Source organism: Paenibacillus algorifonticola (genome assembly GCF_000971975.1).
In the GTDB taxonomy this organism is placed as follows: Bacteria; Bacillota; Bacilli; order Paenibacillales; family Paenibacillaceae; genus Pristimantibacillus; species Pristimantibacillus algorifonticola.
In genome coordinates this window covers 68,490-82,880 of the sequence record NZ_LAQO01000011.1, presented here as the reverse complement: position 1 = coordinate 82,880, position 14,391 = coordinate 68,490, and the positions used below count along the sequence as shown (strand labels likewise).

The window sequence follows — 14,391 nt, the reverse complement described above, 5'->3', positions numbered from 1 at the left end:
TATTATCCTCCCTCAAATGATAATCCAATTTTCACTTTTGAACCTTTCCCTAGTTGTCTTGAGTAACATTTTCGACACGCCGATATAAATTCCTTCTGTCGAAAATTATTTTTCTTTATTTTTTTTCGCAATACCGTTATAATGATTATTTATTTACAATTAGTGCTTTGTTTCGCTGAGTTTCGACAAAAGTAGGTCCCCATAAAAATAAAACAACCGCCTGCAGCATATAAGCTCCCTGCCGCTGGCGGTTGTTTTTATGCTGCTGTTTGACTGCTTTGCTGCAACGTAGATTTTAATAGCACCCCTGCATCTTGAAGCATCCATTCAATGAAACATCCATAACCCGATGTGGGATCATTTACGAACACATGGGTCACAGCTCCAACAAGCTTGCCATTTTGAATGATGGGACTGCCTGACATGCCTTGTACAATGCCGCCAGTTTTATCAAGCAGACGCTTGTCCGTTATTTTAATAACCATTCCTTTAGTTGCCGGACTGTTCTGCTTCATGACATGAGCAATTTCAATATCAAATTTCTCAACCTTTTGGCCGTTTACTACGGTATAAATTTGAGCTGAACCTTCAGCTACCTCTTCAGCAAAAGCAACCGGCATAGCGCTGCTGTTATAGCTGTGGGTAGGGTTTTCATTCATTTTGCCAAAAATGCCAAATGGCGTGTTACGTTCCACATTGCCCAGCACTTTACTTTCCTTCACAAAATGGGCCCTTTTTTCGCCTGGCTCGCCATTTTGGCTTTTGTTAATCGACGTTACGCTGGATTGAAGGATTTGACCATCGCCAACTTCAATAGCTGTTTGCGTGTCCATATCAGTGATAACATGTCCAAGCGCCCCGTAAACGCCCTGATCAGGAGCATAAAACGTCAGTGTGCCTACACCAGCAGCGGAGTCGCGTATATATAGCCCTAGCCGCCATGTTCGATCCTCAGCATCATAAGAAGGATTCAAAACGGTTTTGCCTAAATGCCCGCTACGCTTATAAACAATATCAAGCGCTTTCCTGTTGATCCCTGCCTGATCAACGAGTTCTGCTACTTTCCTTACTTCGGTAACCTGTTGCCCATTGATCTTGACAATCAAATCGCCTAGACGCAATCCTGCGAGTTCACCTGGAGATTGCTTGCTGCCATTCTGACTAGTCACTTGATGATGACCGACGACTAAAATTCCGGCTGATTTCACCTTGACCCCAATGGTTTGACCACCGGGGATGACCTTTAAATCAGGCACAACATTGACTTTCACCGTCTTGAAAGGAATTTTACCGAATAATTTCACTTTCATCCTCGTCTCGCCGCTTTGCTGCGAATGTAAGGATAGCGGTTCGTTCAAATTGACTGATAAAGACTGGGTTGATGAGCCATTCACTTGAAGCATACGCGGGTCAACCGTAACTTGAGCATGAACAGGAACTCCATATTGTAATCGTTTCGATTGGCCTGTGAACAAACGCAGTTCATTCGGGATTGAGGCTAAGTGCTGAAACGGTGTGGAGAAGCCTATCATGCAAATCAAAATCACGAGAACCAGACCGAACCATCTCTTCCTTTTGCTGGAGTTCAATGATTTCACGCTCCCTGTAATTCCATCGCATGACGATAAAGGTTTAATCGCCATTGGCGTACCTTTAAGTTACCCCTCCTCCACCGTTTTATGACCACAAAAAACTTCCCTGAATGCCCTCCATTAGGCTCCTTTCTGCCGCAATGCCAAATCAAGCATTTCTTGTGCGTGATGTCTGGTTTTCTCGGTCACTTCCACACCGCCCAGCATACGCGCCAGCTCCTCTATCCGGGTATTGCTCATAATTTCCTTAATCGAGGTCGCTGTACGTTGATTAACGACCTGCTTGCGTATTTCGTAATGATGATCCGCCATACAAGCTACCTGCGGTAAATGCGTGATGGAAAAAATTTGGCAGCGACGCGACAGCTGGGACAGCTTCTCAGCAATCGCCTGTGCGGCACGACCGCTAACTCCAGTATCCACCTCATCAAAGACAAGCACCGGAATTTGATCATGCTCGGCAAAAATCGCTTTCAAAGCCAGCATAACCCGCGACATTTCACCACCTGATGCAATTTTATTCAATGGTTTAAGCGGCTCTCCAGGGTTGGGTGCCAGCATAAACACAGCTTCGTCACAGCCATTGCTATTAAGCACAACATTGGCTTCCTTTTGATCATGCTGCTTGATTCTGTCCATTTGTACAGAAAAAATCGTATTAGGCATTTGCAATTGACGCAGCTCACGCTCGATGGATTCGGCCAATCGTGTTGAAGCATGATTGCGCAGCTTCGACAGCTCCTCAGCCAATTCAAGTGCAGACTGATACAACGTTGCTTCACGATTACGCAGCTTTTCTAAATAATCGTCGCGGTTTTCGATCTTGTCGCGTTCCAAGACGATGCTTTTATAATAAACGAGAATATCTTCAATGCTCTCGCCATATTTGCGTTTCAAACCATGAATCAGGTCGAGACGATCTTCAATAGTCGCAAGCTGCTCCGGATCTGATTCAATGGTATCTCTGTAATCCCTAAGTTGAAAAGCGGCATCCTCCGCTTGATAATAAGCTGATTGGAGCTGTTCAAGCAACGGTCCGACAATATTGGGATCGTACGTCTGGATATCCGATAGCTTAATAATCGCTTTGTTTAACGAATCCAGGCCAGCACCGCCATATAATAAAGAATAAGCTTCTGCTACATTGTCCATCCGTTTGCTGGCAAATTGCAGCTTGCGTTTTTCTTCAGCCAAGCTTTCATCTTCCCCAACTTTGAGCTGGGCATTTGAAATTTCTTCGATTTGAAAACGGTACAAATCCAGCATTTGCACATTATGGCGCGCTGAATCCTCAAGCTCGCGCAGCGCCGATCTTGCCTGCTGCAGCTCTTTATATACCGCTTTATAAGTCTGCTTGCGTTCAATCAACAAGTCGCCTGCGAACATGTCAAGCCACTCCAGATGCTTCTCTGTACGCAGCAAAGATTGATGCTCATGCTGACCATGAATATTAACTAAGCATTCTCCAATTTCACGAAGCATCGTCATGGTGACCAGTTGTCCATTCACTCGGCTGCTGCTTTTTCCTTGGGAAGTGAGTTCACGCCGAATGACAAGCATTTCGTCATGTGATGCCTCTACTCCTAGTCTCTCCAGCACATGCCATACAGGATGCATCCGCGGCAAATCAAACATCGCATCCATTTCCGCCTTTTGACAGCCAAACCTGACCATATCTGCGGAACCCCGTCCTCCAACAATTAAGCTAAGCGCGTCAATAATGATGGATTTACCCGCTCCCGTCTCCCCCGTCAACACATGAAAGCCATGGTGGAACGAAACCGTCACCTGCTCAACTACAGCTAAATTTCGAATGGACAGCTCTCGCAACATAAACTGATGCCTCCTAAAATTGGTGTGTTAGTTCAATAGCTCCAGCAACCTTTCTACAACTTCGTTGCTTTGAGCTTTCGTGCGGCAAATAATCAAAATCGTATCATCTCCGCAAATGGTTCCCATTACTTCCTGCCACTCCATATTGTCCAGCAGCGCACAAATCGTATTGGCCGTGCCCGGTAAACACTTCATTACGACAAGATTGTCTGTGAAATCGATGTTCACGAAGTGATCGAGCAGTGCCCGCTTGAGCTTATGAATCGGATTGATCCGTTGTTTCTCCTGCGGCAACGAATATCTGTATCTGCCATCCTCTGCTGGAACCTTAATGAGCATAAGCTCCTTAATATCACGTGATACTGTAGCTTGCGTTACCTGCAGTCCGGTATTGCGAAGTGCTTCGACAAGCTCCTCCTGTGTCTCCACAACCTGATTCGTAATAATTTCCTTGATTTTAAATTGACGTATCCCTTTCATAAATAAAGCGCCTCCCAAACATGCTATTCTACAACTGAAAAACAACTTTTCTAATGGAGCGTTCCTTCACATTAATAAACAGGATGCCTTGGCATTTCGGCAGCAACAACGCGTACACAAGCAGCCTGTCCCTTATTCCGCTTCCCGTCCAATCCATCGGCATACGATCCCTTGCAGTCTTCACGATGTATAACTCACCGTCAAGTTCTGCAATATAATCAATATACAAGCGGCTGTCCAGCTCATGACCATCCAAGTCGATCTGAATGGGGATCCGGTGCTTGCCTGATACGACGTGATAACCATTCTGCTCAAGAAACAGAACGTTCTCATCATTCGGATCAAGCGGGACACCCTTACCGAGCTTCAAGCGGTTAAAGGAGGCTGGCTCATGCAGCCAGCGATGAAACAATCGAAACAACCACAAGATTAACAAGGCGGAGGCAACTAGCATAATTAACCAGTCACCGTATTTGTCCATATGCGACCCTCCATCCAAAACATCCTTATATATAATGGTTCGTGATGAAGGAGGCATATTCCTGTCAATGTTTATAAAGCGAACGCATGTTTGGTTGAGTCCAGTGTATCAAAAAAGACCCAACTCTGTAAAGCAAAAAATAGGGGAACACCCGATCGCCTTAGCGATGCAGGCATTCCCCTCGCAGCTTGCTACTGTTTCTCAGCGGAAAAGGTACCGCTCGCCTGCTTGACGAGCTCCATAATTGCCGCATCATCGGGAACCTGCTGATTAGGCTGGTTATCCCAAATCCAGTAAGCCAAAAATTCAATATTGCCCTCTCCGCCTGTAATAGGTGAAAAGGAAAGATCACGCAGCGTATAACCCATCTCAGCAGCTGCCTGCGTTACATTGTGCAGCACCTCTGCATGTACCTTGGAATCCCTTATAACACCTGATTTCCCTACTTTATCGCGCCCTGCCTCAAATTGCGGCTTGATTAACGCCATCACGCCTGACCCCGGATCAATCAATCCCGCTAGCGCTGGCAAAATGAGCTTCAATGAGATGAAAGAGACATCAATGGTGGCAAAAGTAGGCTTGGGCCCGAGCAGCTCTTCAGGCTTCATATAACGGAAGTTAACGCGCTCCATGACGTTCACACGTGAATCTTGGCGAAGTGACCAATCCAGCTGATTATAGCCGACGTCAATGGCGTAGACGTATTCCGCTCCATTTTGCAAAGCACAATCTGTAAAACCGCCTGTCGAAGCACCAATGTCCAGCATCGTACGTCCAGCGAGATCCAGCTCAAAAGCACGAATCGCCTTCTCCAGCTTTAAGCCCCCACGACTGACATAGGCGTGAATAGCCCCTTTAACTTTAATATCCGCCGTGCGGGCAACTTTCATTCCGCTCTTGTCGATCGGTTCATTATCCACCAGAACTAGGCCCGCCATTAGCGCTTTCTTCGCCTTCTCCCTGCTTTCATAAAAACCGCGCTCGACAAGCAGCACATCTATTCGTTCTTTCGGTGTCGTCATTCTTTTACCTAGCCTTCTAATGCTGTCCGGTTACGCGCATTTTACTGCGAGGATGCATGTTTTTAAGCTCAGCCGCTACCCGTTCACCTGTCAGGCCAACTTCAGCGCGCTGCTCTTTAATGGAACCATGTTCAATAAACTGGTCCGGAATACCAACGATTCGGATCGGCAGGCCATAAATGCCGCGCAGTGAATAAAATTCAAGAATCGCGCTTCCCAAACCGCCAAGCGCTGCGCCTTCTTCCAGCACGATCATGTTTTTGCCTTCACTAGCTAGCGACAACAGCATTTGCTCATCCAGCGGCTTAATAAAGCGGGCATTTACAATGCGAACATTCATACCGTCTCGTTTTAACAGATCAGCCGCATCTTCCGCCACTTGCAGCATCGGGCCAATCGCAACAATGACAGCTGAATCGCCTTCACGCACCGTTTCCCATGAACCAATTGGCAGAGGCAGCAGCTCAGCATCGAGCGGTACTCCAAGCCCATTGATACGAGGATAACGAACCGCAATCGGACCATCATTATAATCAACCGCCGTCTTCATCATCCGGCGAAGCTCATTTTCATCCTTAGGCATCATAATGACGAGATTCGGCACATGTCGCAGAAACGGAATATCATACACGCCATGATGGGTTTCCCCATCGGGACCCACAAAGCCCGCACGGTCGATAGCAAAAATAACGTTCAGGTTTTGGCGGCAAATATCATGCACAACCTGATCATAAGCTCTTTGCAGGAAGGTGGAATACACGGCAAATACCGGCTTCATTCCTTCGATCGCAAGTGCCGCAGACATCGTCGCCGCGTGCTGCTCGGCAATTCCGACATCGATCATACGTCCTGGAAAACGCGCTGCGAATTCCATTAGGCCTGATCCACCCGGCATAGCAGGCGTAACTGCTACAATGCGCTCATCCTTCTCGGCCAGCTCAATCAGTACATCGCCAAATACTTGCGTATACATCGGCGAGCCAACTGCCTTGACGACCTGACCTGATTCGATTTTGTATGGGGAGATGCCATGCCATTTATGAGAATCGGCTTCCGCTGGTGAATATCCTTTCCCCTTAACCGTCACCACATGCACAAGAACAGGTCCTGGCACGGAATCTGCCTGGCGGAAAATATCCAAAAGCTGCTCCATATCATGGCCGTCAACCGGTCCCAAATAAGTAAGACCAAATTGCTCAAAAAGAATGCCGGTTACCAGCAAATATTTCAGGCTGTCTTTAAACTTCTCCGCCGTCTTGGCCAGCTTCCCACCCACAGCAGGTATCTTATTCAGAAAATGCTGCAGCTCTTCCTTCGCCTTCTGATAATGGCGATCAGAACGGATTTTGCCCAAGTATTGATGCATCGCACCAACATTTGGCGCAATGGACATCTCATTGTCGTTCAGTACCACAATCATTTTTTTCTTCTCATGACCGATATGATTAAGCGCCTCGAAGGCCATCCCGCCAGTTAAAGCACCGTCGCCAATGACGGCAATAACCCGATTGTCTTCGCCTTTAAAATCTCGCGCCATCGCCATACCGATTGCTGCAGACAGCGATGTGCTGCTATGTCCGGCTTCCCAAACATCGTGCACGCTCTCGTCGCGTTTCACAAACCCGCACATGCCTTTATATTGACGCAGCGAATCGAAGCGATCCATGCGCCCTGTTAAAATTTTATGCACATAAGATTGATGACCTACATCAAATACAAATTTGTCATTTGGGCTGTCAAATAAATAATGAAGAACGAGCGTTAGCTCCACAACTCCAAGATTGGATGCAAGGTGACCACCCGTAACGGAAAGCTTCTCAATCAGAAACTGGCGTACTTCGCTTGCAAGCTGCTCCAGCTCTTTCTTGGATAACCCTTTTAAATCCTGAGGCCCGTTTATATGTTCAAGCAGCACAGTACTTCCTCGCTTTCACGAACAGCAGCCTTCACTGTTCAATAGACGTCAAAATATTTAAGCTATTATAACATAGGCTTTGTTTTTTTCCCAATCATCGTGGCATTTGAGCGGATTAATGATCCCTCTGCACCAGATAATCGGCTATTTGCAGCAGCCTGTCAGGTGCTGCAAGTCCCGCAGTCAGCACAGCTGATTTCGCATCCTGAGTCAAACGCTCTACTTGAGCCTTGCTCTCCTCAAGCCCCAGCAAAAAAGGATACGTTACTTTTTGTTGTTCGACATCGCTGTTCGTCTTTTTGCCAAGCTTGGTCTCATCGCCAATCAAATCTAGAATGTCATCTTGAATTTGAAAAGCTAGCCCAATATTGCGGCCATACTGCTCTAACAGCTTGATTTGCTCTTCCGTTGCTCCACCAATACGTGCACCAGCTGTAACAGAGAACACAACCAGATCACCGGTTTTGTGCAAATGAATATATTCAAGCTCCGCAAGCGACGTGATGCCCTGCTCACCCAGCATATCTGCTACTTGCCCGCCTACCATGCCTCTAGCTCCGGCAAGCATCGCCAAATCTTCCACGATATCGAGTGCAACCTGCGCACTGACACCGCCAGCTTTCGCCGCTTTAGGAATTAAATGAAACGCATGGGTCAGCAGCGCGTCACCAGCCAAAATCGCCATCGCCTCTCCGTACACCTTATGGTTCGTCAGCTTGCCGCGGCGATAATCATCATCATCCATCGCTGGCAAATCATCATGGATTAAGGAATACGTATGTATGCATTCAATTGCGCAAGCAACCGGCAAAGCTTTGGTCACCGTATCTTCATCACCGCTAATAGCCTCTGCTACAGCGAGCACAAGAGCGGGTCGCAAGCGTTTTCCACCCGCTTCTAGAGAATACATCATGGATTCACGGAGCTTATCCGGAACCTGCCACTGCGCAGGCAGTACTTCGGTCAGCGCCTGCTCTACGATGGCGGCGCATTGCGCCAAATATGATTTTACTAAAACAGTGTCGCTCAAGCGTTATTCTCCTTTGTCTTCGCTCGGTGGAGCAAACGTTTTTTTCTGAAAGCCCTGCTCTGTTTCAATGAGCGTCTCGATCTTCTGCTCCACCTGCTCCAGCTTGCCGCTGCACAGCTTAGACAGACGCATGCCCTCCTGAAATAGATCAATCGCTGTCTCCAGCGGAACGTCGCCATTTTCAAGCTTTTCTACAATCGTGTCAAGCTGTTCCATCGCCTGTTCAAAGCTAAGCTCGGTTGCTTCTTTTTTTGCCACTGCTGCCCTCTCCTTCCAACGACGATACCTCGCAGGTCATTTGCCCATCGGCTAGTTTAACCTTTACGGTATCCCCTGCCTTTACATCTGCTACTGACTTGACCAAGCGCTGCTCCGACTCTTCATAAACTAACCCGTATCCCCTTGCCATTACCTTAAGCGGACTAAGCGCATCAAGCTGGCGTATGGAGCTATGAAGCTTAAGCTGCTTCTCCTGCAGCGTTTGCTGGATGATCTGTTCCAGCCGTTTCGAGGTTCCTTTGAGCCTGCTTGCGGCAAACTGCACGCGCTGCCCTGGATGATGCCCGGCAAGCGTCGCTTGCAAACGCTCCAGCCTGCTTCGTCCGCGTCCCGCTGCCTTAAGCGTCCGCTGGCGCAAGCGTTCCTCCAGCAAATCAAGGCGCTGCGCCTGCTCCAGCAAATATTTGCGTGGATAAAGGAAAAAAGGCGAACGGCGCACACGGGCAAGCTGCTCCTTGCGGCTGCGAATAAGCTGGCGCAGTGATTGCTCCAGCTGCTGGCGCTGCCTGCTTAAATGCTTCTCGAGCTCGGCTGCATGTGGCACAGCCAGCTCGGCTGCTGCCGTAGGCGTCGCCGCCCGCAAATCTGCTACGAAATCAGCTATCGTGTAATCGGTCTCATGGCCGACGGCGCTGATGATTGGAATAGCGGATGCGGCTATGCTGCGCGCTACCTGCTCCTCATTAAACGCCCAAAGCTCTTCAAGCGAGCCGCCGCCGCGTCCTACAATTAATACGTCGATTTCGCCAAAACGGTTCATTGCTTCTATCGCATGTGAAATGGAAGGCGCTGCTTGCGCTCCTTGCACCAGAACCGGATAAACATAAATACGCGCAGCGGGATAGCGGCGCTGCAGCGTAATCATCATATCGCGAACCGCTGCTCCTGTTGGCGAAGTGATCAGTCCGATCGCCCCAGGAAAGCGCGGAATCGGGCGCTTGCGCTCAGCGGCAAACAGCCCTTCTTCCTCCAGCTTGCTTTTTAACTGCTCGAAAGCGAGATACAAGCTTCCAATACCATCTGGCTGCATCGCAGCCACATAAAACTGATAGTTGCCATCCCGCTCATAGACAGAAATGTTTCCGCGCGCCATCACTTTAGCACCTTCACGAGGAATAAAAGGCAGCCGCTGGTTATGCGAAGCAAACATGACGCATTTCAGCCGACTGTCTTTATCCTTAAGCGTAAAATACATATGGCCGCTGGAATGATGCGTAAAATTAGATATCTCTCCGCGCAGCCACACATCGCCAAGCACAGCGTCCGAGTCCATTTTCATCCGGATATATCGGTTAATGTCCTTTATCGAATAAACCCGCGGCTGTTCTGTCATCGGCTTACTCTCCGATTCCGTTTGCGCGTTTGGCTGCCTTAATGGTGTTCTGGATCAGCATCGTAATCGTCATCGGACCAACGCCGCCTGGCACAGGTGTAATATAACCAGCTGTCTCCAAGCAATCCTCGTAATCCACATCGCCCGCCAGCTTGCCATCAGGCAAACGATTAATGCCAACATCAATAACGACTGCGCCTGGCTTCACGAACTTGCTGTCAATCGCTTTCGCTTTGCCGATGGCTACGACAAGAATGTCCGCCTGCTTTGCGATCTCTTCCATATTCGCTGTTTTGGAATGGCAGATCGTCACCGTAGCATGCTCTCTAAGCAGCAGCATTGCGACAGGCTTGCCGACAATATTGCTTCGTCCAATGACAACTGCATGCTTGCCTGCAATATCAACGCCGCTGCGTTTAATCAGTTCAATAACGCCCGCTGGCGTACATGGCAGCAAGCTATCATCGCCTATTACCAAATTACCCACACTTTCAGGATGGAAACCGTCTACGTCCTTTTCCACACGAATCGCATCAATAACGGCCTTCTCGTTAATATGTTTAGGCAGCGGCAGCTGCACCAAAATGCCATTAATTGTATCCTGCTTATTAAGCTTGGCGATTAGCGCCAAAACTTCCTCTTCCGATGCCGACTCGGCCAAACGGTGAACCTCGGAATATAACCCAAGCTGCTGGCAGGCCTTTTCCTTGGAACCAACGTATACTTTGGAAGCGGGATCTTCACCAACCAATACAACTGCAAGACCCGGAACAACACCCTTTTCTTTAAGCGAAGCCGTATCTGCCCCAATTTCCTCACGAATAAGATCCGAAATCTGTTTGCCTAAAATGATATGTGCGCTCATTATGTGTCGCTCCCCTTCTTGCCGACCGGCCTTTCGCGCCGGCGGTTTCCTAGTTTGTATGATCAGGCTCGGCTTTCAACTGCTCAAGTCCGCTAATCAGCTTCCCTAACACGCCATTTACGAACTTGCCAGACTCTTCCGTGCCGAAATGCTTAGCCAGTTCAATTGCCTCATTTATAACCGCTTTCGGCGGTACATCGTTGCTAAATACCATCTCGAAGCAAGCCAGTCGCAAAACCTGACGGTCTACCCGAGACAGCCGGTCAACCTGCCATCCGGTCAAATGATCCTGCAGCATGTCGTCAATCGCCGCTTTACGCTCCGCGACGCCCATGACGAGCTGTCTTACAAAATCATCATCCGTATTGCCAATATCTCCAGGCTCCGCGCCGATCTCATTGGCGGAATGCGCCTCTTCAAGAAGCATGTCCACCGCTTCGTCAGCCGTGACCTCATTCATTTCCATTTGGTACAAACTTGATACTGCAATTTCTCTCGCTAATCTACGTTTCATGGGACCTCCACAGCAGTTGCACTGCTTACTGAAATTTATTATTGCTAGCGCAAACGGATAGCGCCGTCCTTGACTGGCACAGCTTCGTTCCGCAGAGAATTCTAAGCTGAATAAAGTGAAACTTATCAATTCTTAGAATTTCAAAAAAACCTATGATCTCCTCCCTGCCTCGAACAACCGGCAATCCGGCTTCCGGAGAACGGAGGAGACCACAGGTTTATCTAAACGGGCGAAATCTTTCCATTAAAACACTCCACACTTGCTGCCATGGAGCGGTCGGATCCTGCCGCAAATCTTTCTTCTTGCCTATCCAATAACCAACTGAAATAAGCAGCATAAAAAACAGCATATCCCAAAAACCTGCAAACAAGTACACAAAGCTGAAAAAGAGTCCTGCTGCTGCGCCAATTGTCCGCTTTCCGTAATGAACCCAAAATTCCCTCCACATCCGCTAGCCCACCTCTATTCCACGCGACTCTTGTACATGCCTGTCTGAATGACATTCGCCACGAATACCGTCACATTAGAAACCGGTATGCCTGTAATATCCTCAATATGGCTTTTGACAGCAAGCTGAATCTCTTCCGTGATCGTTGGGATAGAGCTTTCTCCATCAACAAACACGCGAAGCACAATGTCAAGGCCAGAGTCGGAAGTACGAATGCGCGCACGCAAATCTTTAACCCCGCGACGCTTGGAAGCCGCTTTAAGGGCTAAATTTTCAATCGTTTCAATGGAAATGCGAATGTCGCCAAAATCTGTCCGTTGATCAATTGAAGGCGGAGCGGAAGAACCGCGATGCAAGGAAACAATAAAAAATCTCAAGCTGAGCAAAAACAATACAATCCCGGCAACCATAACGGAAATCTGGATCGACGGCTGCTCAAAAATACGGTCTAAAGCCGTAAGCACCGCTCTCTTCGAAATCCAATTAAAGCCTATACATGCGATCAAAATGGAAGCGGCACCGATTACGATGCTATAAATAAACAATAGCAACTTGTCCACAATTCTAAACAATGCAAATGCCTCCTCCGGGCAAACCGAATGAAAACCCCCTTGCGCCGAGCGGCATGCCGATCACGAGGGGGTTATAGTTAATTCTCTTCCATGCAGTTATTACTTGACGCGCAGCAGTTGGTCTTCCTCTACCGGCTTCTCAGCAGCTTTGAAATGAACATCGTGAATATGTACGTTCACTTCAATAACATGAAGACCCGTCATCGTTTCAATCGAACGTTTCACATTGCGCTGAATTTCCGAAGCGATTTCTGGAATGCGGTTGCCGTATTCCACAATAATGGATACATCAATCGCCGCCTCACGCTGTCCAACATCAACTTTAACGCCTTTAGACAAATTTTTACGGCCAAGCATCTCTGCGATTCCGCCTGCGAAACCGCCGCTCATGCCAGCTACACCAGGCACCTCAACTGTAGCCAGTCCAGCAATGACTTCAATAACCTCGGGTGCGATCTGAATAACGCCAATGTCCGTTTTCTCATACTCCGTTGCTGTTGTACTCATGATAGCTTTACACCTCCCTAAAGTTGCGCGTCCCGCCCTGCATCGAACGGGTAAAGCTTCCGCATCTTATTTCTATACTATATCATTCGCCATGAAATATGACAAACCATTACAGATTGTCCGCAGCTTTTGCCACAGCCTGCTCTGGATGGAAAACATCATAATCCTCGAGGAACTTGATATCAAAATTTCCTTCAATAAACTTAGGATGCTCCAGCAGTTTTTGATGGAAAGGAATCGTTGTTTTTATGCCTTCAATCGCGAATTCAGACAAAGCTCGCTTCATACGGGCAATCGCTTCCTCACGCGTTCTTCCCCAAACGATCAACTTGGCAATCATGGAGTCATAATGCGGTGAAATCGTATAGCCCGGATAAACCGCGCTGTCGACCCGCACACCTGTACCGCCTGGAGCGAGATAGAACGGAATGTGTCCAGGAGACGGCATAAAATTACGCTCGGAATCCTCGGCGTTAATCCGGCATTCTATCGACCAGCCATTAATCGCAAGATCTTCTTGCTTGAAGGAAAGAGGATTGCCTTCCGCTACGGAAATCATCTCTTTAATCAGATCGACATTCGTTATCATTTCTGTAACGGGATGCTCAACCTGAATACGAGTATTCATTTCCATAAAATAAAACTGGCCGTCTGGCCCAAGCAAAAACTCAAGCGTTCCTGCACCTGAATATTGAACAGTAAGCGCTGCGCGAACAGCCGCTTGCCCCATCGCTTCACGAAGCTCAGGCGACAGAACTGGACAAGGCGCCTCCTCGACCAATTTCTGGCGACGACGCTGAACGGAGCAATCGCGTTCAAAAAGATGTACAGCGTTGCCATGCTTGTCCGCCATAATTTGAACTTCGACATGCTTCATGCCTGTCAAATATTTTTCCAAATATACGCCCGCATTGCCGAAAGCTTTCTGCGCTTCCTGCTGCGCCGTCGTAATTTGCTGAACGAGCATTTCCTCGCTGTCAGCAATCCGGATGCCTTTGCCGCCTCCGCCTGCTGTCGCTTTAATGATGACCGGATAGCCGATTTGACGAGCGACTTCAACCGCTTCTTCCATCGTCTCAATCAGGCCCTCAGAGCCTGGAATAACCGGAACGTTCGCTTGCTGCATCGTTTGCTTAGCTACCGCCTTGTCACCCATTTTGCTTATCGCTTCAGGTGAAGGACCGATAAACGTAATGTTGCAGGATTCGCAGAGCTCCGCGAAATTCGCATTTTCAGCAAGGAAGCCATAGCCTGGGTGAATCGCATCGCATTCCGTAATGGTAGCTACGCTCATCAGGTTCGTTAAATTCAAATAGCTGTCCTTCGACAGAGTAGGCCCAATACAATAAGCTTCATCTGCAAGGCGCACATGCAGCGAATCGCGATCCGCCTCCGAATAAACGGCTACGCTTGCAATGCCTAGTTCGCGGCAAGCCCGAATAATACGCACGGCGATTTCGCCGCGGTTGGCAATAAGAATTTTTTGGAAATTCACATTGTTACTCCTTTCAAATGGCTAG

15 protein-coding genes are annotated in these 14,391 nt (G+C 48.2%); all 15 read right to left on the bottom strand.

The annotated features are described in order from the left end of the window. Positions 1 to 257: 257 nt before the first annotated feature. Positions 258 to 1,589 carry a SpoIVB peptidase gene (spoIVB, locus tag WH37_RS17775; RefSeq protein ID WP_177218003.1) on the bottom strand — a complete coding sequence of 444 codons (1,332 nt, stop codon included), beginning with the start codon at positions 1,587 to 1,589 and terminating at the stop codon, positions 258 to 260. Between the two features lie 123 nt (positions 1,590 to 1,712). Then, positions 1,713 to 3,425, bottom strand: coding sequence for a DNA repair protein RecN (recN, locus tag WH37_RS17770; RefSeq protein WP_046231956.1), 1,713 nt, complete (start codon positions 3,423 to 3,425; stop codon positions 1,713 to 1,715). A gap of 27 nt (positions 3,426 to 3,452) precedes the next feature. Beyond that, entirely contained in the window at positions 3,453 to 3,905 is a 453-nt protein-coding gene (gene ahrC, locus WH37_RS17765) for a transcriptional regulator AhrC/ArgR (protein WP_046231955.1), read from the bottom strand. A 28-nt stretch (positions 3,906 to 3,933) separates the two neighbouring features. Beyond that, entirely contained in the window at positions 3,934 to 4,386 is a 453-nt protein-coding gene (locus WH37_RS17760; protein WP_046231954.1) for a hypothetical protein, read from the bottom strand. 191 nt (positions 4,387 to 4,577) lie between these two features. Continuing rightward, positions 4,578 to 5,408, bottom strand: coding sequence for a TlyA family RNA methyltransferase (locus tag WH37_RS17755; RefSeq protein ID WP_046231953.1), 831 nt, complete (start codon positions 5,406 to 5,408; stop codon positions 4,578 to 4,580). Between the two features lie 16 nt (positions 5,409 to 5,424). Next, a complete protein-coding gene (gene dxs, locus WH37_RS17750; protein WP_046231952.1) occupies positions 5,425 to 7,323 on the bottom strand; it encodes a 1-deoxy-D-xylulose-5-phosphate synthase in 1,899 nt (632 codons plus the stop codon). 115 nt (positions 7,324 to 7,438) lie between these two features. Next, a complete protein-coding gene (locus tag WH37_RS17745) occupies positions 7,439 to 8,353 on the bottom strand; it encodes a polyprenyl synthetase family protein (RefSeq protein ID WP_046231951.1) in 915 nt (304 codons plus the stop codon). Between the two features lie 3 nt (positions 8,354 to 8,356). Further along, positions 8,357 to 8,611 carry an exodeoxyribonuclease VII small subunit gene (gene xseB, locus WH37_RS17740; protein ID WP_074904853.1) on the bottom strand — a complete coding sequence of 85 codons (255 nt, stop codon included), beginning with the start codon at positions 8,609 to 8,611 and terminating at the stop codon, positions 8,357 to 8,359. Next, a complete protein-coding gene (gene xseA, locus WH37_RS17735) occupies positions 8,583 to 9,965 on the bottom strand; it encodes an exodeoxyribonuclease VII large subunit (RefSeq protein ID WP_046231950.1) in 1,383 nt (460 codons plus the stop codon). Before xseA ends, xseB begins: the two co-directional genes overlap by 29 nt. 4 nt (positions 9,966 to 9,969) lie before the next feature. Continuing rightward, on the bottom strand, positions 9,970 to 10,830 hold the full coding sequence (gene folD / locus WH37_RS17730) for a bifunctional methylenetetrahydrofolate dehydrogenase/methenyltetrahydrofolate cyclohydrolase FolD (RefSeq protein WP_046231949.1): 861 nt from the start codon (positions 10,828 to 10,830) through the stop codon (positions 9,970 to 9,972). Between the two features lie 49 nt (positions 10,831 to 10,879). Next, positions 10,880 to 11,344, bottom strand: coding sequence for a transcription antitermination factor NusB (nusB, locus tag WH37_RS17725; protein ID WP_046231948.1), 465 nt, complete (start codon positions 11,342 to 11,344; stop codon positions 10,880 to 10,882). Positions 11,345 to 11,561: 217 nt separating this feature from the next. After that, positions 11,562 to 11,792 carry a DUF2273 domain-containing protein gene (locus WH37_RS17720; protein WP_046231947.1) on the bottom strand — a complete coding sequence of 77 codons (231 nt, stop codon included), beginning with the start codon at positions 11,790 to 11,792 and terminating at the stop codon, positions 11,562 to 11,564. A gap of 14 nt (positions 11,793 to 11,806) precedes the next feature. Then, positions 11,807 to 12,364, bottom strand: a complete 558-nt coding sequence (gene amaP / locus WH37_RS17715; protein ID WP_046231946.1) for an alkaline shock response membrane anchor protein AmaP — start codon at positions 12,362 to 12,364, stop codon at positions 11,807 to 11,809. 99 nt (positions 12,365 to 12,463) lie between these two features. Then, entirely contained in the window at positions 12,464 to 12,871 is a 408-nt protein-coding gene (locus WH37_RS17710; RefSeq protein ID WP_046231945.1) for an Asp23/Gls24 family envelope stress response protein, read from the bottom strand. A 109-nt stretch (positions 12,872 to 12,980) separates the two neighbouring features. Then, positions 12,981 to 14,366, bottom strand: coding sequence for an acetyl-CoA carboxylase biotin carboxylase subunit (accC, locus tag WH37_RS17705; protein WP_046231944.1), 1,386 nt, complete (start codon positions 14,364 to 14,366; stop codon positions 12,981 to 12,983). Positions 14,367 to 14,391: the final 25 nt, after the last annotated feature.

Coding starts and splice junctions, on each gene's coding strand:
- WH37_RS17760 (WP_046231954.1), bottom strand. CDS start 4,386: ATGGACAAATACGGTGACTGGTTAATTATGCTAGTTGCCTCCGCCTTG.
- WH37_RS17710 (WP_046231945.1), bottom strand. CDS start 12,871: ATGAGTACAACAGCAACGGAGTATGAGAAAACGGACATTGGCGTTATT.
- WH37_RS17720 (WP_046231947.1), bottom strand. CDS start 11,792: ATGTGGAGGGAATTTTGGGTTCATTACGGAAAGCGGACAATTGGCGCA.
- recN (WP_046231956.1), bottom strand. CDS start 3,425: ATGTTGCGAGAGCTGTCCATTCGAAATTTAGCTGTAGTTGAGCAGGTG.
- xseA (WP_046231950.1), bottom strand. CDS start 9,965: ATGACAGAACAGCCGCGGGTTTATTCGATAAAGGACATTAACCGATAT.
- WH37_RS17755 (WP_046231953.1), bottom strand. CDS start 5,408: ATGACGACACCGAAAGAACGAATAGATGTGCTGCTTGTCGAGCGCGGT.
- folD (WP_046231949.1), bottom strand. CDS start 10,830: ATGAGCGCACATATCATTTTAGGCAAACAGATTTCGGATCTTATTCGT.
- nusB (WP_046231948.1), bottom strand. CDS start 11,344: ATGAAACGTAGATTAGCGAGAGAAATTGCAGTATCAAGTTTGTACCAA.
- ahrC (WP_046231955.1), bottom strand. CDS start 3,905: ATGAAAGGGATACGTCAATTTAAAATCAAGGAAATTATTACGAATCAG.